The organism is Phenylobacterium sp. LH3H17 (assembly GCF_024298925.1).
Taxonomy (GTDB): domain Bacteria; phylum Pseudomonadota; class Alphaproteobacteria; order Caulobacterales; family Caulobacteraceae; genus Phenylobacterium.
In genome coordinates, this window is the sequence record NZ_CP101283.1 from 2,267,079 (window position 1) to 2,290,599 (window position 23,521).

Below are 23,521 nucleotides of genomic sequence, written 5' to 3' on the forward strand. Positions count from 1 at the left end.
GACGCTTGCGACGGCAGGGCAAGGGCGAAAATCGACGCTGGCCCTGGAGGGGATCATGAGCGGCCTGCCCATCGAGGAAACGGTGACGGTCGGGGTTCCGCCGGATCGCGCCTTCGCGCTATTTACTGAAGCATTCAGCGAATGGTGGCCGGAGGAATACACCTATTCCGGCCCCGACGGCCTGCAGTCCATCGCCCTGGGCGCCGCGCCGGGGGATTTCTGCTACGAGCTGGGGCCGGAAGGCTTTCACGTGGACTGGGGGCGGATGGTCGCCATCGAGCCCGGCCGCCGCATCGTCTTCCTCTGGCAGATCGGGCCCGACAGCGCCCCACAGCCCGACCCCGATCAGGCCAGCCAGGTCGAGGTCGCCTTCGCCCCGGACGGCGAGAACGGGACGGTCGTGCGCCTGACCCATGCCGGCTTTGAACGCCATGGCGAGGGTGCCGCCGACTATCGCCGGGAAATGGCATCGGAAGACGGCTGGCCGCTGATCCTGGACGCCTTCGCCGACTTCGTGCGGCGGGTCTAGCGGCTCAAGAGCCTGTCCAGCCGCGCCTTGGCGGCTTCCAGGTCGTCGAGGGCGCCCTGCAGGCGCTCTCTGCCATCCTCGCTCAGGCGATCGGCGCCCGCATCAAGATTGTAGCTGGCGGCGGGGGCGGTCGTCGCGCCCGAGGCGGCGTCCAGCAGGCGCTTCAGCCCCTGATCCTTGTGCAGTTTCTGCACGCCCTTGATCGTATAACCTTGGTCGTGCAGCAGGCCACGCACGCCGCGGAGCACCTGGATGTCCTGGGGCCGGTAGAACCGGCGACCGCCCGCGCGCTTCATGGGGCGGATGAAGGAGAACTTGGTCTCCCAGAACCGCAGCACATGCTGCGGCACGTTCAGCTCTTCAGCTGCTTCAGAGATGGTCCGAAAGGCGTCGGGGCCCTTGGCCACTGGGGGCCCTACGTCACTTCGCCAGGGCGCGGTCCACCCGCGCCTTCATGACCTGGGACGCCCGGAAGCCTATCACGCGGCGCGGCTCGATGGCCGCGGGCTCGCCGGTCTTGGGGTTGCGCCCCATACGGGCGCGCTTGGCGCGGACCTGGAAGACGCCGAATCCCGAGAGCTTGACCTGCTCCCCGCGCTCCAGGGCCTGGGCCATCAGCTCCAGGGTCCGCTCGACCAGCTCGGAACAGTCCTGGCGGGTCAGCCCCACCTCTTCGTGAACCGCCTCGCACAGGTCGGCCCGTGTCACCGTAGCGCCCTTCATGGAGCCCCCGCCCTCGAACAATCCATACTGGTCTAGGCTTCCGTCATGACTTGATTGTCGCATCAAGTCAAAGGCTTCAAGCGTTCAATTGTCCGCACGCCCAAGCAATGGGCCTCGGCCTAGAGGCGAATGACGCAGGCGCCCCAGGTCAGGCCGCCGCCCATGGCTTCCAGCAGCAGCATCTGACCAGGCTTGATACGGCCGTCCTCGACCCCCTTTGCGAGCGCCAGGGGAATGGAGGCCGCCGAGGTGTTGGCATGCTCGGCGACCGTGGAAATCACCTTGTCATGGCTGATGCCCACGCGCTTGGCGACGCCCTCCAGGATGCGCTGGTTGGCTTGGTGGGGGATGAACCAGTCGACGTCGGAGACCTCGATCCCGGCGTCGGCGGCCGCGGCGAACACGGCCTCGGATATGTTCACCACGGCGTGGCGGAACACCTGATTGCCCTGCATGCGCAGGTGGCCGATCTGGCCGTTGGTGGAAACCCCGCCATCGACGTAGAGCAGGTCCTGCTTGGTTCCGTCGGCGCGCAGGGCGAAGCCCAGCAGGCCACGGTCGGCCGTGGTCCCCTCGCCTTCCATCGGTTCGACCACCACGGCGCCAGCCCCATCCCCGAACAACACGCAGGTGCCGCGGTCGGTCCAGTCCATAAGCCGGGTCATGGTCTCCGCCCCGATCACCAGGGCGCACTTCGAGCGACCGCGGGCCACGAAGCCGTCCGCCGCCGAGAGCGCATAGACGAAGCCCGAGCAGACCGCCTGGACGTCGAAGGCTACGCCGATCGGGCAGCCCAGTTTGCGCTGGACGATGGTGGCCACGGCCGGGAAGGTCAGGTCCGGGGTGGTGGTGCCGACCACGATCAGGTCGACATCGGCGGCGGTCTTGCCGGCCGCGACCAGGGCGCGGCGCGCGGCCTCCACGGCCAAGTCCGACACCGCCTGGTCCGGCGCGGCGCGGTGGCGCTGGCGGATGCCGGTCCGTTCGATGATCCATTCGTCGCTGGTGTCGACGAACTTGGCCAGATCGGCATTGGTGACCACCTCGTCGGGCAGATAGCCGCCAACGCCGGTCACAACGCTACGCAGAACTTTCGTCACTCAGGCGGCTCCATCGACGGCCGGCGGCTGATGTTCGGCCACCGCGGCGGTGAGCCGGGTCATATTCCGTTCGATCTCCGCTGCGAAGTCGCTTTGCGCCAACTTGGACGCCATGCGGATCGCCGCGGCGATGTCGCGATCCGCTGCGCCGCCGTGGCTCTTCACCACCACTCCATTGAGGCCGAGCAATGGCGCCGCAGCATCGGGGGACAGTTTCTCACGGAATTTCAACAGGCCCGGGCGCGCCAGCAGGGCTCCCAGCTTCGATAGGGTGCTACCGGTGAGCGCCGCGCGCAGCTCCCCGCCCAGGTAACGGGCCGTGCCTTCGGCGGTCTTCAGCGCGATATTTCCCGTGAAGCCATCGGTGACCACCACGTCGACCACGTTGCGCGACAGGCCGTCGCCCTCCACGAAGCCGCGGTAGTCGAGGTCAAACTGGCCGCCGCGAAGAATCGCATGGGCCTGGCGGACCTCCTCGTGGCCCTTCATGTCCTCGGATCCGACATTCAGCAGGCCGACGGTCGGCTTGGCCACCCCGTGAGCGGCGCGATGAAAGGCCTCGCCCATGATGGCGAACTCCACCAGGCGCTCGGCGTCGCAGTCCACATTGGCGCCCACATCGAGCACCGTGGTGATTCCCCTGGTTCCGGGCCAGCCCACGACCAGGCAGGGCCGGTCCACATCGACGCTCATCCGCAGCAGCAGCAGGGAGATCGCCATCAGGGCGCCGGTGTTTCCGGCGGAGACCGCCGCAACCGCCTCGCCGGTCTTCACCGCCTCGACCGCGGCCCACATGGAGGTGCCCTTGCCACGGCGCAGGGCCTGGGCAGGTTTTTCATCCATGGCGATGACCCGGTCGGCGTGGCGGATCGCCACCTGGTCCGGCAGCGTCGCGCCGAACTGGGTGCGGATCGCGCTCTCGTCCCCGTGCAGGATGAACCTGAGGTTGGGCGCTTCCTTTGCGGCGAGCAACACGCCGGGCACCACCACGGAAGGACCGTGGTCGCCGCCCATGGCGTCAATGGAGATGGCCAGGGACTTGGTCACGGCGTCGCTTCACCCCTCGCGGCGGTCGCGCCGGAAAGCTTCAGCAGGATAGCGCCGCGCCGAGGCGATGCAAACGACGGGGTCACTCCCCGTCCTTCTTCAGCGCCTTGAGCACCGCGAAGGGCGACTCCTCCGGCGTGTCCGGGGCGTAGTTGAACTCCACCCCCGGCTTACGCGGAAAGGGATCGATCTCCAGGGCCAGGTGCTCCACCAGGATGTGAGCCAGGTCGATGTCATCTCCCTCCAGCACGTCCGGCGGGTCCGGCGACTCCAGATCCAGCGCCAGCTCGCCGCCTTCCGATTCGCCATAGGCGTTCGGGCTGCCCGCCGGCACCATCTGCAAGGCGATCTCGCCGGTGACCTGTCGTTCGAAGGGGTCGAGGCTGATTCCGCAAATCTGCCCGACGGTGGCGGTGAAGCGGCCGGTGACCTCGGCGCCATCGAGCCACGGCCGGACCCGGAGGTCGGCGACCAGGGCGGGCAGGCTCTCCAGCAGCAGTTCCTTGGCCAGGACGGCGCGAACGGCTTCGTCAGGCGCCAGCCGGACCTCGATGGGTCCGCGGGCCAGCTCGCCCAACCGAATCAGGTGGGTCCAGTCGCTCATGCGCTTCCCCAATCCACGTCGCCCTCCAAGAGGGTGTCCAGGGATTGTCCGGCCAGGGACGCGCGGCGCGCCACGACATAGCCGGCCAACTCCGGGGCATGTTCGGCCGAGCCCTGGGCGTAGACCGTGCGGACCAGCAGAGCTTCCAGCGGACCCGTGTCCGGCAAGGCCTGGAAGGCGGTCTCATATGACTTCACCCGGCCATAGAAGGCCTCGCCCAGCTTGCGCATCTTCTTGCCGACCGAGACGTCGCCCACCCCCATCTCGCGCAAGGCGTCGTCGAGGGCGCTCAGATAGGTATCGAACAGCGCCTGGGAGGTCTCGGCGGCGCGAGGGCCCTGCCCCTTCAGGCGGTCCAGCAGCAGGAAGACGTGGGTGGTGTAGAGCTCGAAGCGGCCCTCGACCGTGTCGGGGGCGGCCAGATCGGCGTAGAGGCTGCGGGTGCGGGCCTGGGCGACCACGCCGGCATAGAGCTTCCGACCCGCGTTTTGCGCGGTCCGGGGACGGAAGAAGCGGTCCAGGAACATTCAGGCCTCGATTTCGCCCTCAGGCGCAGCTACAGGCGGCATTGAACTAAGGGGCCGCGACCGATAGGTCAAAGTCTCGAACAAATGAACAGGTCCGGTTCGCACATGTTTCGTCGCGTCGCCTTTGTCGCACTTGCTGGTTGCCTTGTGGCGACGACCGCCTGCGCGCCGATCACCACCTATTCCGGATTCCAGGCCATCGAGGCCAATCCGAAGGACGTGAAGGTGGGAACCGACACCAAGTCCACTGTCCGTGCGAGCCTCGGTTCGCCCTCGGCCACGTCGACCTTCGACCCCAATGTCTGGTTCTACATCGACCAGGTGAAGGAGCGCGTCGCCTTCCGCCGGCCGGTGGTCACCTCGCGCAACGTCGTGGCGGTGACCTTCGACAAGGACACCGAGCTGGTGACGACCGTCGACACCATGACGTTGAAGGATGGCAAGGTCATCGCCTTCAACGGCCGCGAGACCCCGACCCGCGGGCGCGAGCTGACCATCCTCGAACAGCTGCTGGGCAATGTGGGCCGCGGCACCATGCTGCCGAACGAAGACGAGAACGCGCCGGGCAACCGGCCGGGCGACCGGCGGTAGTCATCCCCGCGAAAGCGGGGAACCAGGCTCTCAGGCAACGAAAAACGCCCCGGAGATCGCTCTCCGGGGCGTCTTCTTTGGTCGTCGTCGGTCGGACTAGCCGCCCGAGTGTGCCAGGACCGCCAGCAGCAGCAGGGCCACGATGTTGGTGATCTTGATCATCGGGTTCACCGCGGGACCCGCGGTGTCCTTGTAGGGGTCGCCGACGGTGTCGCCGGTCACCGCGGCCTTGTGGGCCTCGGATCCCTTGCCGCCATAGTGACCTTCCTCGATCAGCTTCTTGGCGTTGTCCCAGGCGCCGCCGCCCGAGGTCATCGAGATGGCGACGAACAGTCCGGTGACGATCACGCCCATCAGCATGGCGCCCAGCGAGGCGAAGGCGTTGACCTTGCCCGCGATGGCCTGGATCGCGAAGAACAGAACGATCGGCGACAGCACCGGCAGCAGGCTGGGAACGATCATTTCCCGGATCGCGGCGCTGGTCAGGATGCTCACGGCCCGGCCGTATTCCGGCTTGACCTCGCCGGTCATGATGCCGGGATTTTCCCGGAACTGACGGCGGACTTCCTCAACGACGGCCTCGGCCGCGCGCCCCACGGCGGTCATGGCCATGCCGCCGAACAGGAAGGGCAGCAGCCCGCCGAACAGCAGTCCGACCACGACGTACGGGTTGGAGAGATCGAAAGCGACCGCGCCCAGGCCGTCGAAGAACGAGCCCGGAGTGGCGTTGGCCGCGAAGTACTTCAGATCCTCGGTATAGGCGGCGAACAGCACCAGGGCGCCGAGGCCGGCCGAACCGATGGCGTAGCCCTTGGTGACGGCCTTGGTGGTGTTGCCCACGGCGTCGAGCGCGTCGGTCGTGACCCGCACTTCCGGAGGCAGGCCGGCCATTTCGGCGATGCCACCGGCATTGTCGGTGACCGGACCGAAGGCGTCGAGGGCGACGATGAAGCCCGCCAGGGACAGCATCGAGGTGGTGGCGATGGCGATGCCGAACAGCCCGGCGAAGCCATAGGTGACGATGATGCCGGCGATGATCACCAGGGCCGGAGCCGCGGTGGATTCAAGCGACATGGCCAGGCCCTGGATCACGTTAGTGCCGTGGCCGGAGACGCTGGCCTTGGCCACCGACTTCACCGGACGGAAGCCCGTGCCGGTGTAGTATTCGGTGATCACGACGATGAGCGCGGTGACCGCGAGGCCCGCCATGCCGCACCAGAACAGGCTCATGGCGTCGAAGGTCTTGTCGCCCACGGTGAGCGGCTCGGGGACCAGCGAGGTCACGACCCAGTAGATCGCGCCCACGGACAGGACGCCGGTGACGATCAGGCCCTGGTAGAGGGCCCCCATGATGTTGTTGTTCTTGCCCAGGCGCACCGCGAAGGTGCCCAGGATCGAGGTGACGATGCAGACGCCGCAGATGGCCAGCGGCAGCAGCATCATGTTGGTGACGACCGTGGCGTTGTCGCGGAAGAAGATCGCCGCCAGCACCATGGTGGCGACCGTGGTCACCGCATAGGTCTCGAACAGGTCGGCGGCCATGCCGGCGCAGTCGCCGACATTGTCGCCCACGTTGTCGGCGATGGTCGCGGCGTTGCGGGGGTCATCTTCCGGAATGCCGGCCTCGACCTTGCCCACCATGTCGCCGCCGACGTCGGCGCCCTTGGTGAAGATGCCGCCGCCCAGACGGGCGAAGATGGAGATCAGCGAGGCGCCGAAGCCGAGCGCGACCATGGAATCGACCACGTCGCGGCTGGTGTTCTCAAGCCCCAGGCCCTGGGTCAGGACCGCGTAGTAGCCGGCCACGCCGATCAGGGCGAAACCCGCCACCAGCATGCCGGTGATGGCCCCGGAGCGGAACGCCAGGGACAGGCCCTTGGCGAGGCTCTCGGAGGACGCCTGGGCGGTGCGCACATTGGCCCGCACCGAGATCAGCATGCCCACGAAGCCCGCGAGGCCAGAGAGGGTCGCCCCGACGAGGAAGCCGACGGCCGCGTACCAGCCGATCAGGAACCCGACCGCGACGAGGATGACCGCGCCCACCATGGCGATGGCGGTGTATTGCTTGTTCAGATAGGCCTGCGCGCCTTCCTGGATCGCCGCTGCGATCTCCTGCATCCGCGCATTGCCGGGCGAGGCCCGCAACAGGGACAGTGTCTGAAGCACTCCGTAGAGCACGGCCAGAAAGCCGGCGGCGATCACCAGCCAAAGCGTAGTCTCAGAACTCATAGTTTAAGCGCCCCTATGGATTGCACGGAGTTGGCCGAGCCCGCCCCGAGAGGCGGATGGCGGCGTTCCAGGCCCTGATGGTTTCCCCAGTATTGGGACGTCGTGGATCCGCCGCCCCTTATCGTGGGCGGGACGTTGCCAGTTGTAACGGGCGCGTGCAACGCCCTGTTGACCAAGCTTCGGGCGACGCCACGGAAGCCGAGGCGCGGCCTAGGGGCGGATTTCCGCGTTGCTGCGCCGCCCGGCGGCCTTGGGCGGCGCGATCCGGCGCTTAGGCGCCTGGGAAGTGATGGTGATGGCCTTGATGTCCTTCGCCCCGGCGATGGCCACGGCCTCGCGCATCATGGTCGCCTGCAGCCTCGCCGCATCAATGCTCATATAGTCCTTGGCGTTGGTGAACGGCGTCCGATGGCCGGCCCGGACCAAGGCGTCGCGAAAATAGGGTTCGCGTTCCCGAAGCTTGGCGGTGTTGGCCGAGGTGGTCAGCACTACGCGGACCGAAACGAAGACGTAGTTGATCAGCTTGCCGTCCACCACGATAGGCAGGGCGACGGGGGAGAGGTCGACATACTGGCCGACGTCCTTGGGCGCGGCCTTTTCCTCTGCGGCCAGCGCGGGGGCGGCGCAGAGGGCGGCGAGAGCGGCGGCGGTGAGGAAGCGGCGGAGCATGAGGCACCCTCGCCGAATATGGTTGCCGCATCCTTGCGGTCCCGCCATCCTTGATGAAGCGCTCACATCGAGGACCCGCAGGATCCCTATTTCAGAAGGCAAGTCGGTCAGTCTCCGACTCATCGAGGCGGCCGACCTTCCGCGGATCGCCCCTCACCTCTTCACCGTCTCGATCACCGAACCGCTCACCGAACTGCCGCGGCTCCAGGCCGTGCACGCTGCGACGGGGCTCTGGCTGGAGGATTCCGGCGCGGTGGCCATCGTCGAGAACGACGGTGGCCGGATGGTCGGCACGATGCAGTTCTACCGCTCGAGTCCCGTCATCCACGGCTATGAGTTGGGCTACATCGTTCATGACCCGGCCGATCGCGGCAAAGGCTACGCCTCCGAGGCTACGCGCCTGCTCACCGGCCTGCTGTTCGACGAGCGACCGGACTGTTTTCGCCTGCAGCTGATCATCGAGACCTGGAACGAAGCGTCGTGGCGGATCGCCGAACGATGCGGCTACACCCGCGAGGCTTTGTTGCGAAAGGCCGGTTTCAGCACCGAGGATCCCGAGGACTGCTACCTCTATGCGCGGATCCGCGGCGGCTAGCCGTGCCGCCAGCCGCCGGCCCCCGCGTCGATCGGTACGCCGTCCACCAGCACTTCGACGCCGGCGCCCGCGACGATCTCGCCGATGAGGGTCAGGCCCGGGATGCGGACCGCGTCCGGCGCCACGGCGCAGACGATCTCATAGTCGTCCCCGCCCGAGGCCAGGGCGCGCAGGGCCGTGGCGCGGTCGTCCTGTAGTCCCAGCCAGCGGTGGGCGGCCGGCGACAGCGGCAAGCGCTCGAGGTTCAGCCTCAGGCCGGCGCCGCTGGCCTTGGCTATGTGGCCGGCGTCGGCGATCAGGCCATCGGACACGTCGGCGGCGGCGTGGGCCCGGTCCCGCAAGGCCGCGCGCAGGTCGAGCCGCGGGGTCGGCAGGCGGTATCGGTCGGCCAGATAGCCGTCCGGATCATCCAGCTCGCGGCGTGCGGCGGCCAGGCCCAGCCAGCCGTCGCCGATCACGCCGCTGACCATGACAAGATCGCCGACCCTGGCGCCGCCGCGTCGGATCATCCTGCCCGTGGGCACCCAGCCCAACATGGTCAGGGAGGCCATCAGCGGGCCGGGCGTCGAGACCGTGTCGCCCCCCAGCAGAACGAGGTTTGCGCCGTCCTTCGCCAGGCCCGCGGCGAAGGCTTGGCGCTCCGACCATCCGAAGCTGGGCGGCCAGGCTACCGCCAGGAAATAACCGTAGGGTTCGGCGCCCTTGGCGGCCAGGTCGGAGAGATTCACCCGCAACAGCTTGCGCGCGATCAGGTCCGGGGCCTCGTCGCTAAGGAAGTGCACACCCTGGACCATGGCGTCCTTGGTGATCACCAGGTCGAAGCCCGGCCGCGAAGGTATCGCCGCGGCGTCGTCCAACAGATCGAAGGCCTCCGCCGCCCCTTTGGTCAGCGGTCGGTAGAGGCGCGCGATCTGCTCGAATTCATCTGGGCCGGACATCCTGGGCCACCGCGTCCAGGGCGCCGTTCACGAAGCCCGGCTCGGGACCTTCGAAGAACGACTTGGCGAGCTCAACATACTCGTCGATCACCACCTCGGTGGGCACGTCGGCGCGATGGGCCAGCTCGAAGGCCCCGGCGCGCAGGATGGCGCGGACCGTGGCGTCCAATCGCTCCAGCCGCCAGCCGGCGGCCAGCCGCTTGACCACGGCGCTGTCGATCTCGCGCTGGGCGCCGACGACGCCGCGCACCAGCTCGGCGAAGAACGCTTCGTCGGCGCTGGCCAGGGTGTCGCCCTCGGTAGCCTCGTCGCCTTCCATGCCTCGGTCGAACCGATGGTCGGCGAACTCGCGGATCACGGCCTCGACGCCGGCGCCGGAGACTTCCATCTGATAGAGGGCCTGGATCGCGGCCAGCCGGGCCACGGAACGCATGTTGTGGGCGGACCCGCTCATCGGACGGCCTGGCCGAGCAGCTGGCGCTTGAGCGCGATCATCTCCAGCGCCGCGCGCGCCGCGCCGCCGCCCTTGTCGCCCTCGCTCGCCCGCGCCCGCGCCCAGGCCTGGTCGCCGTCCTCGACGGTCAGGATGCCGTTGCCGATGGCCAGCCGCTTGCCGATGGCCAGGTCCATGAGACCCCGCGCGGATTCGTTGGAGACGATCTCGAAGTGATAGGTCTCGCCGCGGATCACCGTGCCGAGCGCCACGTAGCCGTCGTAGCGCTTGCCGGCCGGGCGATGACCGCCCTCCTCGGCGATGGCGATGGCCCCGGGAATCTCCAGGGCGCCGGGGACGCTGATCACGTCGTATTCCGCATCATGGGCGGTGATCACGTCGGCGGCTGCCTTCAGCAGCTCGTCGGCCAGGTCGTCATAGAAGCGCGCCTCGACGACGAGGATGCGGATTTTCTCTTCGAGCATGTGAAGTCCTTTTCGAAGCGACCCTTTAGGCCGTTTCGCGCCAGCGGGCGAGATAGCGCGCCAGCATATCGATCTCCAGGTTCACGCGGCTGCCGACCTTGAGACGGCCCAGGGTGGTCACATCCCAGGTGTGAGGGATCAGATTCACCCCGAAGACGTCGTCCTCGACCTCGTTGACGGTCAGGGAGACGCCTTGCACCGTGATGGAGCCCTTGGGCGCGATATAGCGGTGCAGGGGGCGCGGGACCCGGACCTTGACCCGGTGCGAACCCCCCTCGCTCTCGATGGAGATCACCTCCCCCACTCCGTCCACATGGCCCGAAACAATGTGACCGCCCAGCTCGTCGCCAACCCTGGCGGCGCGTTCCAGGTTGACCGGGTCACCGGCCTTCCACTCCTCCAGGGTGGTCATCGACAGGGTCTCGCCGGAAACTTCGACGGCGAACCAGCCATCGCCCTTCTCCACCACGGTCAGGCAGCAGCCGGCGTGGCTGATCGAGGCGCCGATATCGACCGTGGAAAGGTCAAAGCTGGTCTCCACCTCGAACCTGCGGTCGCGGTTGGTGTCGCGGACGGCGCGGACGCGGCCCACATCGGTGACGATCCCGGTGAACATTCAAATCCTCTCGTAACGCTCCCACAGGTCGGCGCCGACCTCCAGGACTTCAAGGCGCCGCAGCTTCGGCGCGTCGGCCAGTGCGGTCACCGACAGGGCGCCGATCCCCGGCCGCCCCTCCCCACCGATCACGATCGGCGCACGGAACCATTCCAGACGGTCCACCAGCCCGCAGCGCAGGAAGCTCGCCGCCACCTGGCCGCCGCCCTCGACGAACAGCCGCTCCAGGCCTTCCCTTGCGAGGGTCGCCACCACGTCACGCAACTCCGGACGATCGTCGCCGATGGCGTGGACCTGCAGCACCCGGACGCCGGCGTTGGTCAGCCGGGGGTCGGGCGGCGTCGTGGACACCAGATAGGTCGGGATTTCGCGGGCGGCGGCGACCAGCTTGCAGCCGTCGGCCAGCCTTTGCCGACTGTCCAACACGACGCGAGCGGGCTGCGGCCCGGTCCAGCCGGGAAGCCGCACGGTCAGTTCAGGATCGTCCGCCAGCGCCGTCTCGACCCCGACCAGAACGGCGTCATGCTCGGAACGCAGGCGGTGGGTCGCCTGGCGCGCCTCAGGTCCCGTGATCCAACGGCTCTCGCCGGTGGCCGTGGCGATCCGCCCGTCCAGCGAGGTGGCGAGCTTGAGGGTGACGCTAGCGCTCATCCTCGGAGGCCTCGCTCAGGCCCTCCTCGCCGAGGAAGGTCGCGAACTCGCCGGCCTCGCGGAAGTCGCGATAGACCGAAGCGTAGCGGACATAGGCCACATCATCGAGGCTCTTGAGCTGCTTCATGACCAGTTCGCCCACCACGGACGAGGCGAGCTCGGTCTCGCCCATGCTCTCAAGCTGGCGGGCGATCAGCGAGATCATCCGCTCGATGCGTTCAGGCTCGATCGGCCGCTTGCGGGTGGCGATGGCGATGGAGCGGGCCAGCTTGTCGCGCTCGAACGGCGTGCGCCGCCCCGATCGCTTGAGAATCGTCAGCTCGCGCAGTTGCACCCGTTCGAAGGTGGTGAAGCGGCCGCCGCACTCCGGGCAGAGGCGGCGGCGGCGGATGGCCGCCCCGTCTTCCGACGGACGGCTGTCCTTCACCTGGCTCTCGGCGTGACCGCAGAATGGGCAGCGCATGATGTAGCCCCTCCCGGCCTACCTAGCCCCCAGATACAGGGTCTAGCCGTAGATGGGGAAGCGTTTCGTGAGCGCCAACACCTCATCGCGCACCTTGGCCTCGACAGCGGAGTTGTCGCCGCCCCTGGAAAGCCCGTCCAGAACCTCGCCCATCCAGGTCCCGACCTGGCGGAATTCGCCGGGCCCGAAGCCGCGCGTGGTGCCGGCCGGCGTGCCGACCCGCAGGCCCGAGGTCTGCATCGGGGGAAGCGGATCGAATGGGATGCCGTTCTTGTTGGTGGTGATGTGGGCCCGCTCCAGGGCGACCTCGGCGTCGGCGCCCGACACCCCCTTGGGGGTCAGGTCGACCAGCATCACGTGGCTGTCGGTGCCATTGGACACGATCTTGAAGCCGGCGCATTGCAGGCTGTCCGACAGGGCGCGGGCGTTGTCGACCACCTGGCGCGCATAGAGCTTGAACTCGGGCTTCAGCGCCTCGCCGAAGGCCACGGCCTTGGCGGCGATCACGTGCATCAGCGGGCCGCCCTGCAGGCCCGGGAAGACCGCGCTGTCGATCTTCTTGGCCAGCTTCTTGGAGTTGGTGAGGATCATGCCGCCGCGCGGGCCGCGCAGCGTCTTGTGGGTGGTCGTGGTCACCACATGGGCGTGCGGGAACGGGTTCGGATAGACCCCGCCGGCCACCAGGCCCGCATAGTGGGCGATGTCGACCATCAGGACGGCGTCGACGCTGTCGGCGATCTCGCGGAAACGGGCGAAGTCGATGTGGCGGCTATAGGCCGAGGCGCCGGCGATGATCACCTTGGGCTTCTCCGCCAGGGCCACCTCGGCGGCCTGGTCGTAGTCGATCAGATGATCCTGCTGGCGTACGGAATAGGCGACCGGCCGGAACCACTTGCCCGACTGGTTGACGCTCTTGCCGTGGGTCAGGTGGCCGCCCGCCGCCAGGTCCATACCCATGAAGGTGTCGCCCGGGCTCATGGTGGCCATGAACACCGCCTGATTGGCCTGGCTGCCCGAGTGCGGCTGCACATTGGCGTACTCGCAGCCGAAGATCTGCTTGGCCCGCTCGATGGCGATCTGCTCGGCGATGTCCACCACCTCACAGCCGCCGTAGTAGCGCTTACCCGGATAGCCCTCGGCGTACTTGTTGGTAAGGACCGAGCCCTGGACCTCCATCACCGCGCGCGAGACGATGTTCTCGGACGCGATCAGCTCGATCTGGTCCTGCTGGCGCTTCAGTTCGCGCGTCAGCACCGCGGCGATGTCGGGGTCGGCCTCGGCGACGCTGGCGGAGAAGAAGGCGTCGGATGGTGTCTGGGTGTGGACGGTCATGGGCGTGGCTTTCGGGAATCTTGGGAGGGGCAGAGGCCAGGGGCGCTCTTTAGCGCCTTAGGCCGGGTGAACCAAATGCTGGGAACAATCTGGGCGTCCGGGCGTTGCTGCGGGACCGGAGGTGCGCGCGAGCGCGGCCTTTCGGCCGTGAGTGTCACGCAGTCAGGGGGCTCTGTATGAGTATTGATGTCGAACCCGAGGGTCGTTCGGGTGAAGAACTGCTGCGCCTCGGCGCCGATATCGTCTCGGCATATGTGAGCCGCAACGCCGTCTCGGTAGACGCCGTTCCCGACATCATCAGGTCCGTCCATAGCGCGCTGGAGTCTCTCGGCCGCGCGGCCGTCGCCCAGCCGGAGGAGCGGGCCAAACCCGCGGTTCCGATCAACCGCTCGATCCAGAACGACTTCATCGTCTGCCTGGAGGACGGCAAGAAGCTGAAGATGCTGAAGCGCTATCTGCGGTCGCGATACGACATGAGCCCTGAGGACTATCGCCGCCGCTGGGGCCTGCCGCCCGACTATCCGATGGTGGCGCCGGCCTATGCGGCGCGGCGCAGCGATTTCGCCAAGAAGATCGGCCTTGGCCGAGGCGTTCGTCGCGGGAAGTGAACGGCCGTCGGCTCGGTCGTCCCCAGAAAAACGGGTATCCGGACGATGAATGAGCGGACCAGCCGCCAGGTTTTGTTCAGCGAACCCTGAGGTCTCCGAAGATGTTGAACGCCGCGCGGATATGCGCCCGCGCGGCTGGAATCGCAGGTTCTAGGCGGCGACCCCGCCGACCCGGGCGATGTTGCAGTGGACCCAAAGCTTCTCCAGCGCCTCGGCCAGATTCTCCATCATGTCGTCGGTGTGGGCGGGCGACGGCGTGAACCGCAGGCGCTCGGTGCCGCGCGGCACGGTGGGATAGTTGATCGGCTGCACATAGATCCCGTAGTCGGCAAGGAGGGTGTCGGAGATCATCTTGCAATGGACCGCGTCGCCCACCAGGACGGGAACGATGTGGCTCACCGACGGCATCACCGGCAGACCAGCCTTCAGGAGCCGCGCCTTCAGGGTCGCTGCGCGCTCCTGATGGGCGATGCGGACCTCGTTGTGGTCCTTGAGATAGCGAATCGAGGCCACCGCGCCGGCGGCGAGCGCCGGCGGGATCGAGGTGGTGAAGATGAAGCCGTCGGCAAAGGAGCGGATGGCGTCGACGATCACGGCGTCGGCGGCGATGTAGCCGCCCATAACCCCGAACGCCTTGCCCAGCGTGCCCTCGACGATGTCGATCTGCGCCATCACGCCGTCGCGCTCGGCCACGCCGGCCCCGCGGGGGCCGTACATGCCGACCGCGTGGACCTCGTCCAGGTAGGTCATGGCGCCATACTTCTTGGCCAGCGCCACCGTGCCCGGCAGGTCGGCGATGTCGCCGTCCATCGAGTAGACGCTCTCGAAGGCGATGACCTTGGGGGCGTCGGCCGGAGCCTCGATCAGCAGCTGCTCCAGGTGCTCGAGGTCGTTGTGACGGAACACCCGGCGGCTGTCGCGACCGCCGGCCCGGATGCCGGAAATCATCGAGTTGTGATTCAGCTCGTCCGAAAAGATGATCAGGCCGGGCAGGATCTTGTAGAGCGTCGAGAGCGAGGCCTCGTTGGAGACATAGCCCGAGGTGAACAGGAGGGCTGCTTCCTTGCCGTGGAGATCGGCGAGCTCGTGCTCCAGCTCGACATGGTAGTGGGTGGTGCCCGAGATGTTGCGCGTCCCACCCGAGCCGGCCCCGGCTTCGTCGATGGCCTTGTGCATGGCGTCCAGCACGACGGGGTTCTGGCCCTGGCCCAGATAGTCGTTCGAGCACCAGACCGTCACCTCCGCCTGGGCCCCGTCTGTCTGGGTCCAGGTGGCGCGCGGAAACTGGCCGCGATGGCGCTTGAGGTCGGCGAACACCCGATAACGGCCTTCCGAACGGACACGTTCGAGGGCTGAGCGGAAGGCGTCCTTGTAATCCATCGACTTGAACTCCGCCCTTGGCGATCGACGATCTCTCGCCGCGAGCGGTCCCCTTATTCGGCTGGGCTTATCGCGCCGTAGAAGCCGATTGTCCACATTGAGCGATGTCACAGACGATCAGATTTCATGACTGAGCGCACTAGCTTTGTGATCGCAGGTAACAAAGCCCCGCCGTTCGCAGGTTCCAGGAGCGGCCGCGCGAAGCGAGCGCTCCTGTCCTGAAGGTCCTAGCCGGGCTTCTTGAACTTGAAGACGAACTGGTCGGTCTTGCCGCGGATCGAGGGATCGAACACCAGCTTGGTCTTGTCGTCGGCGGAATTGCGTACCGCGTTGCTCTCGCCCACGAACTTGAAGCCGGCGGCCTCGACCTCGCGCTTTACGACGGCCGGATCGATTCGATGCAGGCTGTCGGCGACCTCCAGCGGCGCCCCGTCAACGGCGGCATGGTCGATGATCACCAAGGTCCCGCCCGGCTTGATGGTGTCGAAGAGCGCCTTGTTCACCGCCGCCACGTCCAGGTTGAACCGCTTAAGATGGAAGTCGTGATAGTTCTGGGCGGTGAACATCAAATCTACCGGCTCAGGTGTCTTGAAGGCGGGGCCGGTCATGGCCACCGGGGTGACATTGCCCTTGGCCTCGGTCTTGGCCTTTTCCAGGTCGGCGGCCGGCACGGCGGCGAAGACCTTGCCGGTCGGCCCCACCGCGGCGCTCAACATGCGAGTGAAATAACCGCCGCCGGGGATCAGTTCGACGACCACGTCGCCCTGCTTTACGCCAGCGAACTCCAGCATCTCGGCGGGCTTGCGCGCGTCGTCGCGCTCCCTGTCGGCGGCGGGCCGGTCGGGATTCGCTACGGCGGCGGTCACATGGGCGGGCGGTGCAGCCTGGACGGAGGCGGCGGCCATGGAAATCGCCGCGCAGGCGGCCAACAGAAGACTGCGTTTCATCGGTCTCTCTCCCATCGGCGCGCTCTCCGGCGGCCGTCATTGCCTAGGTAGGGGCGACCACTCCTCTCCGGAAGGTAGAGGCGCAAATATGGCGTCCAGCATGGTGTCGTCGACCCCTTCCGGCGTGGCCGGCTGCCAGCGCGGGGCGTTGTCCTTCTCCACGATCACTGCGCGAACCCCTTCGAGGAAGTCGTGGCGTTGAACGACCCGCGCCCCGATCCGGTACTCCATGGCCATGTTGTCGGCGAAGCTCGCCGCGGCTCCGCCCAACCGGAGCTGGCGGAAGGCGACCTTCATCGTCTGGGGCGACTTCCCGGCCAGCACCTTGAGCTGCTCGCGCGCCCAGTCGCTGTCGGCGGCCTCGAGCGCCGCCAGGATGCCCTCGAGGCTGTCGACGCCGAAGATCCTATCGATTTCGTCCTGGTGGGCGGCGATGGGCGGCCGCCCGGCGTCGGCCTCGAATTCCGTCAGGATGGTCTCGACGGCGGCCGGATCGGCGACGATGGCGGCCTTCAGTTCGGGTATCCTGGCGCTTTCCACGAAGTCGGTGGCCACACCCACCAACTCGCAGTCGGCGGCCTTGATCCGCGCGCCGGTCAGGGCCAGCCACAGGCCGATATGGCCGGGCATGCGCGGCAGGAACCAGCCGCCGCCAACGTCTGGGAACAGGCCGATCCCGGTCTCAGGCATGGCGAAGGTGGTCTTCTCCGTGGCCACTCGGTAGCCGGAGGGCATGGCCAGGCCGACCCCGCCGCCCATGGTGATCCCATCCATGATGGTGACGACGGGCTTCTCGTACTCGAACAGCAGGTGGTTCAGCCGGTACTCGACGAAGAAGAATTCGCGCGCCGCCTTGCCGTCCCCCGCCCCGCTCTCGGCCAGCATGCGAATGTCGCCTCCGGCGCAGAAACCGCGCTCGCCCGAATGATCCAGCAAGACCAGCTCGATGGCCGGATCGTCGCGCCAGGCCACCAGGGCCTGGGTGATCGCCCGGCACATGGCGGTGTTCAGCGCGTGCAGCGCCTGGGGTCGATTGAGCGTAATCCGCCCGACCTTGCCTTCGATGCGGGTGAGAACGTCTTCCGTCATGGCGATCATCTCGAAATAGCGGCGTCGATCGCGCCGTTATCACACTGGACCATGAGCTCCATCTGATACAGGTCAGGAACGCCTGAAGACTTGCACATGGCCAAGGGATCGGTCACAGCGCGGGATCATGACCATAGCCCCCCTCGCCGCCTATCCCGCCCTGCGACTTCGCCGCCTGCGCCAGGCCGACTGGATCCGCCGGCTGGTGCGCGAAAGCGTCCTGACCCCCGCCGACCTGATCTGGTCGATGGTGGTGCACGAGGGCGAGGGCGAGGTCCCCGTGGCTTCGATGCCGGGCGTCTCGCGTCTGTCGGTCAAGGAGGCCGCCAAGGCCGCGGTCGAAGCCAGGAAGCTGGGCATTCCGGCCATCGCCATCTTCCCGCACATCGACGGGGCCAAGAAGGACGCCTCGGGCCTGATGGCCCACGACCCCAACGGCGTCATCGCCAACGCCATCAAGGCCATGAAGGACGCCGCCCCCGAGGTCGGGATCATGTGCGACGTGGCGCTCGACCCGTTCACCGACCATGGCCACGACGGAGTGATCGAGAACGGCAAAATCCTCAACGACCCCACGATCGAGCGGCTGATCCAGCAAGGGCTGATGCAGGCGCAGGCCGGCTGCGACATCCTCGCACCCTCCGACATGATGGACGGTCGCTGCGGCGCGTTGCGCCAGGCGCTGGAGGGCGCGGGCCTGCAGGACGTGATGATCATGTCCTATGCGGCCAAGTACGCCTCGGCCTTCTACGGCCCGTACCGGGACGCCATCGGCTCGGGGAAGCTGGGCACCGGTTCGGTCGGCAATCCGGGCGACAAGAAAACCTACCAGATGGACTCGGCCAATTCCGACGAGGCCCTGCGTGAGGTCGCCCTGGACATCGCCGAGGGCGCCGACATGGTCATGGTCAAGCCGGGCATGCCCTATCTCGACATCGTCAGCCGGGTGGTCGAGGCCTTCGCCATGCCAACCTTCGCCTTCCAGGTCTCCGGCGAATACGCGATGATCATGGCCGCCGCCCAGAACGGCTGGATCGACGAGGAACGCGCCATCCTGGAAAGCCTGGGCGGCTTCAAGCGCGCCGGGGCCGCCGGGGTGATCACCTATTTCGCGCCTCGGGCGGCGAGGCTGCTCGGCGCCTAGCTGGGCTTTTCCAGCCGGGTGACCAGGCTGGAGGTGTCCCAGCGGTTCCCGCCAGACGCCTGCACCTCGGCGTAGAAGCCGTCGACCATCGCGGTCATGTCCAGCTTCGCGCCGTTGGCCCCGGCCTCGTCCAGCACCAGGCCCAGGTCCTTGCGCATCCAGTCGACGGCGAAGCCGAAGTCGAACTTGCCCTCGCTCATGGTTCTCCAGCGGTTGTCGAGTTGCCAGGACTGGGCCGCGCCCTTGGAGATCGCCTCATAGACCTCGGCCGTATCCAGCCCCGCGCGCTTGGCGAAGTGCAGGCCCTCTGCCAGGCCCTGGACGATCCCGGCGATGCAGATCTGGTTGACCATCTTGGTGAGCTGGCCCGCCCCCGGGCCACCCATCCGCCGCACCGCCTTGGCGAAGGCGGCGATCACCGGCTCCGCACGTTCATAGGCCTGGGCCTCGCCGCCGCACATGACGGTGAGTTGCCCGTTCTCCGCGCCCGCCTGGCCGCCGGAGACCGGGGCGTCGACGAACCAGCGCCCGCTCCCCCCCGCCAGCTCGGCCATCTCACGGGCCACGGTGGCCGAGGTCGTGGTGTGGTCGACGACGATCCCGCCCTCGGCCATGGCTGGCAGGACCAGGGCGGAGACGCCGCGCACGTCGTCGTCGTTGCCGACGCAGAGGAAGACGATCTCGGCGCCAGCCGCGGCCTCCGCGGGGCTCGCGCCAGCCCGCCCTCCATGGGTCGCGACCCAGCGGACGGCCTTTTCAGGGCTGCGATTGAACACGGCGACCTGATGGCCGGCCTTGGCCAGATGGCCCGCCATGGGGAAACCCATCACCCCGAGCCCGACGAATGCGACCTTCATGCACGACCTCGATTCAGTACGCTCAACGCCATCTTAACGAGCCCCGTCCACCTTGCAGTGGAATCAGAGTCACCGGGGTCGAGTCATGGCTGTGGGCGAAGCCCCAATCCTGATCAAGAAGGTCAAGAAAGTCTCCGGGCACGGCCACCATGGCGGCGCCTGGAAAGTGGCCTATGCGGACTTCGTGACCGCCATGATGGCCTTCTTCCTGCTGATGTGGCTGATCAACACGACCAGTCCGGAACAGAAGCGCGGCATCGCCGACTATTTCGCGCCGGCCAGCGTCTCGGAGACCACTTCGGGTTCGGGCGGCATCCTGGGCGGCACCGCCCTGGGCGACGACGGCGCCAAGGGCGCCGGCTCCATGTCGATCATCGAGGAGAAGGCGCCCGAGTCGAAAGTCCAGGACAACGGCAGCTCGACGGAGGCCGGCAAGGACATCTCGCCCCAGACCACCGAGGAAGCCCTGCGCGAGGCCCTGGCCAAGCGCGAGGAGGCGGCGTTCGCCTCCGCCGCCCAGTCCCTGCGCCAGGCGCTGCAGGACATGCCGGAGCTGGCCGAACTCTCGAAAAACATCCTCATCGACCAGACTCCGGAGGGCCTGCGCATCCAGCTGATCGATCAGGAAGGCCGCTCGATGTTCAACACGGGCCAGGCTCAGCCCAACGACCGCGCCAAGCTGCTCCTGCGCGCCGTCGCCAAGATCATCAACCGGCTGCCGAACCGAATCACCGTCTCGGGCCACACCAGCGTCAGCGCCTCGGGCGCGAAGCTCGATGGCGACTGGTCGCTGTCCAGCGGCCGCGCGGACGCCTCGCGGCGCGTGCTGCAGGCCGCCGGCGTCGATCCCGATCGGGTCTACCAGGTGTCTGGCAAGGCCAATTCCGAGCCGCTCTATCCCGACGATCCCACCCTGGCGGGCAACCGCCGCATCGCCATCGTGCTGCTGCGCGAAGCGCCCGTCCTGCCGCCGGACAGCGGGCTGCAATGATCGAGCTCGGCCTGTGACGTTTGGGAGCTTGCGCCTGAGCTTCCCATGACGCCTAATCGCCCCAGGCGTAGTGGTTCGAAAGCGATCGCAAGTCCGTGACGCAACACTTTCCGACGCGACAGCTCAGGTTCTTCCTGACCGCACCTTCGCCGTGTCCCTATTTGCCTGAGCGGCACGAGCGGAAAGTCTTCGCCCACTTGCCGCTGTCGGACGGGGCCAGCGTCAATGACAGCCTGACCCAGGTCGGCTTCCGCCGGTCCCAGAACATCGCCTACCGCCCCGCCTGCGAGGCCTGCGCCGCCTGCGTCTCGGCGCGCATCCCGGCCAGGGACTATGTCTTCTCGCGCTCCGAACGCCGCGCGCTCGCCCGCAACGAAGACCTGGAGCGCCACCTGGTCGAGGCCGAGGCCACCATGGAGCAGTTCGACCTGCTCCGCCGCTACCTGGTGAGTCGCCACGCCAATGGCGGCATGGCCGAGATGACCTGGCCCGACTATGTGGCCATGGTCGAGGACACGGCGGTCCGCACCCACATCATCGAATACCGCCTGCGCTCGCAGGACGGAGGCCCCGGCGACCTGATCGCCTGCGCCCTGGTGGACCTGATGAGCGACGGCCTGTCGCTGGTCTATTCGTTCTATGACCCGACCCTGACCAAGCGCAGCCTGGGCTCTTTCGTGATTTTGGACCATGTGGTCCAGGCCTGCCTGACCAGCCTGCCCTACGTCTATCTCGGCTACTGGGTCCGGGGCTCCGAAAAGATGGACTACAAGGTCCGCTTCTCGCCCATCGAACTGCTGCGGCCGGAGGGCTGGTCGTTGATGTCCGCCCGCGATCGCATGCGGATCATAGAGCCCTGAGCATCCCGCATCGTTGACAGCCGCGCCGCGCGGTTCTCACATGTCTCCCAGCGAAGCCGTCAGAGCTTCTCCCGGAGGACATTCATGGATCCTGCGCTCGAAGCGTTCCGCAGCGAGGCCCGCGCCTGGCTCGACGAGAACTTCCCGCCGTCCCTGAAGGGCCAGGGCGCCGTGATGATGGCCGAGGGGCCCGCGCCGGAAGACGCCGACTTCAAGCTCTGGAAGCAGCGCATCGGCGACCGCGGCTGGGGCGTTCCCACCTGGCCCGCGGCCTATGGCGGCGGTGGGCTCTCGGTGGCCGAGACCCGTGTCCTGCGCGAGGAGATGGCCAGGATCGGCGCCTGGAACCCGATCGGCGGCATGGGCGTGATGATGTTCGGCCCGACCCTGCTGGAATACGGCACGGAAGCGCAGAAGCAGCGCCACATCCCACCCATCGCCAAGGGGACGCTGCGCTGGTGCCAAGGATATTCCGAACCGGGCTCCGGGTCGGACTTGGCGTCCCTGCAGACCAAGGCTGAGGACAAAGGTGAGTATTTCCTCATAAATGGTTCAAAAATATGGACTTCGGGCGCGCAGTATGCCGATTGGTGCTTCTGCCTGACCCGGACCGAGCCTACCAAGAAGCATGAGGGGATCAGCTTCCTGCTGATCGACATGCGCTCGCCGGGGGTGGAGACGCGGCCGATCCTGCTGATCTCCGGGTCCTCGCCGTTCTGCGAGACCTTCTTCACCGACGTGAAGGTGTCCAAGGAGAACCTGGTCGGACCGCTGAACGGCGGCTGGACGGTCGGAAAACGGCTGTTGCAGCACGAGCGGAGCGGGATCAGCGGCGCCGACGGCGGCCGGGCCCAGCCCACCGCCAGGCCGCTGCGCGAGGCGGCCAAGCGCTACAAGGGCGTGGAAGAGGACGGCGCGCTGGCCGACAGCGATATGCGCACGCGCGCGGCCATGCTGGACATGGACCAAAAGGCATACGCCCTCACCATCGCCCGCGTGGCGGCCGAGGCGAAGAACCAGAACGGCCCCAGCGCGGCGACCTCGATCATGAAGAACGCCTATTCGCGGGCAGCCACCGACCAGGCCGAGATGATCGTCGAGGCCATGGGACTGAACGGCCTCGGCTGGGAGGGCGACGACTTCACGGCCGAGGAGCGGGCCGCGGGCCGGGCCTATCTGCGGATCAAGTCCTCGACCATCGCCGGCGGCTCGCAGGAGATCCAGAACAACATCATCGCCAAGCGCATCCTGGGCCTACCCGACACCACCCAGAACCGCTGACCGCCGCGGGCTTCGTCAACAGCAGAGCCTGTCCCGTCCCCAGGCCCGGGCGCAAGGCGCGTCGACCGCCGGCCCCCGGCTTGGTAAACCTGCGGCGTGTACTCGTATCGGTCCGGAACAGTCGCATGACGCGCCAATTGCGCCTGGAGCTCCGGCGTCCGGTTTCGTACGCCCGCGAGCACTTCGTGCCTGGCCCGTCGAACGCCCAGGCCATCGCGATCCTAGACGCCTGGCCGGCCTGGCATGGCGGGACGCTGGCGCTGTTCGGGCCCACCGGGGTCGGCAAGACCCATCTGGCGCGACACTGGGCCGAGCGGGCCGGCGCGGTGATCCTGGACCGCGCAGACCCGCAGCTCGGGGAGGCCGCCGGCCGGCCCGTGCTGGTGGAGGACGTGGACCAGGGCGTCGATGGCGAAGCTCTGTTCCATCTCATCAACATGGCGGGCCGCGAGGGGGGCGGCCTGCTGCTCACCGCCCGCCAGGCGCCGGTCGCCTGGAGCGCGGCGCTGCCGGACCTGCGCTCGCGGCTCAACGCTCTGCCGACCGCCGAGATCGAGGAGCCCGACGACGTCGTTCTCGAAGGGGTCTTGAGGAAATTCTTCCGGGAACGGAGCATTCGTCCGCCCCGTGAGGTCTTCCCATACCTGTTGCGTCGCATGGAGAGGTCGATCCCGGCGGCGCGGGAGATCGTCAGGCGGCTGGATGAGGCGGCCGACGACGCGGGGCGGCCCATTTCGCGGGCGCTGGCCCGGCAGATTCTTGAGGACGATACGGAGAATCTTGACCTTTTCGATGGATGACTTGTTGCTGTCACACGGTTCGTCCAGAACCG

The 23,521-nt window shown here is 67.5% G+C and carries 28 protein-coding genes; 9 read left to right on the plus strand and 19 right to left on the minus strand.

Features of this window, described 5'->3' with window-relative positions; translation table 11 throughout:
- Positions 1 to 55 precede the first annotated feature (55 nt).
- The gene (locus tag M9M90_RS11240) at positions 56 to 529 is read left to right on the plus strand and encodes an SRPBCC family protein (RefSeq protein ID WP_254833329.1); all 474 of its coding nucleotides are present in this window, start codon (positions 56 to 58) and stop codon (positions 527 to 529) included.
- Here M9M90_RS11240 and M9M90_RS11245 read toward each other — a convergent pair.
- From M9M90_RS11245 to M9M90_RS11270, 6 genes are all read right to left on the minus strand, one after another.
- Complete coding sequence (locus tag M9M90_RS11245) at positions 526 to 936, minus strand: MerR family transcriptional regulator (protein ID WP_254833330.1); 411 nt, start codon at positions 934 to 936, stop codon at positions 526 to 528. The genes M9M90_RS11240 and M9M90_RS11245 overlap by 4 nt on opposite strands.
- Before the next feature lie 13 nt (positions 937 to 949).
- Entirely contained in the window at positions 950 to 1,252 is a 303-nt protein-coding gene (locus M9M90_RS11250; RefSeq protein WP_056734135.1) for an integration host factor subunit alpha, read from the minus strand.
- Positions 1,253 to 1,371: 119 nt separating this feature from the next.
- Entirely contained in the window at positions 1,372 to 2,352 is a 981-nt protein-coding gene (locus M9M90_RS11255; protein WP_254833331.1) for a beta-ketoacyl-ACP synthase III, read from the minus strand.
- Entirely contained in the window at positions 2,353 to 3,399 is a 1,047-nt protein-coding gene (plsX, locus tag M9M90_RS11260) for a phosphate acyltransferase PlsX (RefSeq protein WP_256549196.1), read from the minus strand.
- An 82-nt stretch (positions 3,400 to 3,481) separates the two neighbouring features.
- Positions 3,482 to 4,003 carry a DUF177 domain-containing protein gene (locus M9M90_RS11265; protein WP_254833332.1) on the minus strand — a complete coding sequence of 174 codons (522 nt, stop codon included), beginning with the start codon at positions 4,001 to 4,003 and terminating at the stop codon, positions 3,482 to 3,484.
- Positions 4,000 to 4,530, minus strand: a complete 531-nt coding sequence (locus tag M9M90_RS11270; protein ID WP_254833333.1) for a ubiquinol-cytochrome C chaperone family protein — start codon at positions 4,528 to 4,530, stop codon at positions 4,000 to 4,002. Before M9M90_RS11270 ends, M9M90_RS11265 begins: the two co-directional genes overlap by 4 nt.
- A gap of 105 nt (positions 4,531 to 4,635) precedes the next feature.
- Here M9M90_RS11270 and M9M90_RS11275 point away from each other — a divergent pair, with 105 nt between their 5' ends.
- Positions 4,636 to 5,121 (plus strand): outer membrane protein assembly factor BamE, encoded by a 486-nt coding sequence (locus M9M90_RS11275; RefSeq protein WP_254833334.1) that lies wholly within the window; start codon positions 4,636 to 4,638, stop codon positions 5,119 to 5,121.
- Positions 5,122 to 5,217: 96 nt separating this feature from the next.
- Here M9M90_RS11275 and M9M90_RS11280 read toward each other — a convergent pair whose 3' ends face one another.
- Together M9M90_RS11280 and M9M90_RS11285 are read right to left on the minus strand one after the other, a co-directional pair.
- Positions 5,218 to 7,350, minus strand: coding sequence for a sodium-translocating pyrophosphatase (locus tag M9M90_RS11280; protein WP_254833335.1), 2,133 nt, complete (start codon positions 7,348 to 7,350; stop codon positions 5,218 to 5,220).
- 210 nt (positions 7,351 to 7,560) lie between these two features.
- Positions 7,561 to 8,019 carry a hypothetical protein gene (locus M9M90_RS11285; RefSeq protein WP_254833336.1) on the minus strand — a complete coding sequence of 153 codons (459 nt, stop codon included), beginning with the start codon at positions 8,017 to 8,019 and terminating at the stop codon, positions 7,561 to 7,563.
- Between M9M90_RS11285 and M9M90_RS11290 the strand changes: the two genes are divergently transcribed.
- Positions 8,018 to 8,614: a GNAT family N-acetyltransferase gene (locus M9M90_RS11290; protein ID WP_254833337.1), complete on the plus strand. Its 597-nt coding sequence runs from the start codon at positions 8,018 to 8,020 to the stop codon at positions 8,612 to 8,614. The genes M9M90_RS11285 and M9M90_RS11290 overlap by 2 nt on opposite strands.
- Here M9M90_RS11290 and thiL read toward each other — a convergent pair.
- Genes thiL through glyA form a run of 7 tightly spaced genes read right to left on the minus strand, consistent with a single transcriptional unit; the run spans position 8,611 to position 13,532 of the window.
- Positions 8,611 to 9,552 carry a thiamine-phosphate kinase gene (gene thiL / locus M9M90_RS11295; RefSeq protein WP_254833338.1) on the minus strand — a complete coding sequence of 314 codons (942 nt, stop codon included), beginning with the start codon at positions 9,550 to 9,552 and terminating at the stop codon, positions 8,611 to 8,613. The two genes, M9M90_RS11290 and thiL, sit on opposite strands and share 4 nt — an antisense overlap.
- On the minus strand, positions 9,536 to 10,006 hold the full coding sequence (gene nusB / locus M9M90_RS11300; protein ID WP_254833339.1) for a transcription antitermination factor NusB: 471 nt from the start codon (positions 10,004 to 10,006) through the stop codon (positions 9,536 to 9,538). Before nusB ends, thiL begins: the two co-directional genes overlap by 17 nt.
- Positions 10,003 to 10,470, minus strand: a complete 468-nt coding sequence (gene ribH, locus M9M90_RS11305) for a 6,7-dimethyl-8-ribityllumazine synthase (protein WP_254833340.1) — start codon at positions 10,468 to 10,470, stop codon at positions 10,003 to 10,005. The genes nusB and ribH overlap by 4 nt, the downstream gene beginning before the upstream one ends.
- A 25-nt stretch (positions 10,471 to 10,495) precedes the next feature.
- Positions 10,496 to 11,086, minus strand: a complete 591-nt coding sequence (locus tag M9M90_RS11310) for a riboflavin synthase (protein ID WP_254833341.1) — start codon at positions 11,084 to 11,086, stop codon at positions 10,496 to 10,498.
- Positions 11,087 to 11,737 carry a RibD family protein gene (locus tag M9M90_RS11315; RefSeq protein ID WP_254833342.1) on the minus strand — a complete coding sequence of 217 codons (651 nt, stop codon included), beginning with the start codon at positions 11,735 to 11,737 and terminating at the stop codon, positions 11,087 to 11,089.
- Positions 11,727 to 12,200 carry a transcriptional regulator NrdR gene (gene nrdR / locus M9M90_RS11320; RefSeq protein WP_254833343.1) on the minus strand — a complete coding sequence of 158 codons (474 nt, stop codon included), beginning with the start codon at positions 12,198 to 12,200 and terminating at the stop codon, positions 11,727 to 11,729. Before nrdR ends, M9M90_RS11315 begins: the two co-directional genes overlap by 11 nt.
- Before the next feature lie 42 nt (positions 12,201 to 12,242).
- Positions 12,243 to 13,532 (minus strand): serine hydroxymethyltransferase, encoded by a 1,290-nt coding sequence (gene glyA, locus M9M90_RS11325; RefSeq protein ID WP_254833344.1) that lies wholly within the window; start codon positions 13,530 to 13,532, stop codon positions 12,243 to 12,245.
- 176 nt (positions 13,533 to 13,708) lie between these two features.
- Between glyA and M9M90_RS11330 the strand changes: the two genes are divergently transcribed.
- Positions 13,709 to 14,140, plus strand: a complete 432-nt coding sequence (locus M9M90_RS11330) for a MucR family transcriptional regulator (RefSeq protein ID WP_254833345.1) — start codon at positions 13,709 to 13,711, stop codon at positions 14,138 to 14,140.
- Between the two features lie 150 nt (positions 14,141 to 14,290).
- Here the strand turns inward: M9M90_RS11330 and hemA are convergent, their stop codons facing one another.
- The 3 genes from hemA to M9M90_RS11345 form a co-directional block, all read right to left on the minus strand.
- Entirely contained in the window at positions 14,291 to 15,520 is a 1,230-nt protein-coding gene (gene hemA / locus M9M90_RS11335) for a 5-aminolevulinate synthase (protein WP_254833346.1), read from the minus strand.
- A 227-nt stretch (positions 15,521 to 15,747) separates the two neighbouring features.
- The gene (locus M9M90_RS11340) at positions 15,748 to 16,467 is read right to left on the minus strand and encodes a class I SAM-dependent methyltransferase (protein ID WP_254833347.1); all 720 of its coding nucleotides are present in this window, start codon (positions 16,465 to 16,467) and stop codon (positions 15,748 to 15,750) included.
- A 36-nt stretch (positions 16,468 to 16,503) separates the two neighbouring features.
- Positions 16,504 to 17,556, minus strand: coding sequence for an enoyl-CoA hydratase/isomerase family protein (locus M9M90_RS11345; RefSeq protein ID WP_254833348.1), 1,053 nt, complete (start codon positions 17,554 to 17,556; stop codon positions 16,504 to 16,506).
- Between the two features lie 127 nt (positions 17,557 to 17,683).
- On the opposite strand from M9M90_RS11345, the gene hemB reads away from it, so the two are divergent.
- Positions 17,684 to 18,700 carry a porphobilinogen synthase gene (hemB, locus tag M9M90_RS11350; protein WP_254833349.1) on the plus strand — a complete coding sequence of 339 codons (1,017 nt, stop codon included), beginning with the start codon at positions 17,684 to 17,686 and terminating at the stop codon, positions 18,698 to 18,700.
- Here the strand turns inward: hemB and M9M90_RS11355 are convergent.
- Positions 18,697 to 19,557 (minus strand): NAD(P)-dependent oxidoreductase, encoded by an 861-nt coding sequence (locus tag M9M90_RS11355; RefSeq protein WP_254833350.1) that lies wholly within the window; start codon positions 19,555 to 19,557, stop codon positions 18,697 to 18,699. The genes hemB and M9M90_RS11355 overlap by 4 nt on opposite strands.
- An 85-nt stretch (positions 19,558 to 19,642) precedes the next feature.
- On the opposite strand from M9M90_RS11355, the gene M9M90_RS11360 reads away from it, so the two are divergent.
- The 4 genes from M9M90_RS11360 (at position 19,643) to M9M90_RS11375 (ending at position 23,489) form a co-directional block, all read left to right on the plus strand.
- Positions 19,643 to 20,548 carry a flagellar motor protein MotB gene (locus M9M90_RS11360; protein ID WP_254833351.1) on the plus strand — a complete coding sequence of 302 codons (906 nt, stop codon included), beginning with the start codon at positions 19,643 to 19,645 and terminating at the stop codon, positions 20,546 to 20,548.
- Between the two features lie 95 nt (positions 20,549 to 20,643).
- Positions 20,644 to 21,408: an arginyltransferase gene (locus M9M90_RS11365; protein ID WP_254833352.1), complete on the plus strand. Its 765-nt coding sequence runs from the start codon at positions 20,644 to 20,646 to the stop codon at positions 21,406 to 21,408.
- Between the two features lie 84 nt (positions 21,409 to 21,492).
- Entirely contained in the window at positions 21,493 to 22,689 is a 1,197-nt protein-coding gene (locus tag M9M90_RS11370; protein ID WP_254833353.1) for an acyl-CoA dehydrogenase family protein, read from the plus strand.
- 125 nt (positions 22,690 to 22,814) lie between these two features.
- On the plus strand, positions 22,815 to 23,489 hold the full coding sequence (locus M9M90_RS11375) for a DnaA/Hda family protein (protein WP_254833354.1): 675 nt from the start codon (positions 22,815 to 22,817) through the stop codon (positions 23,487 to 23,489).
- Positions 23,490 to 23,521 lie beyond the last annotated feature (32 nt).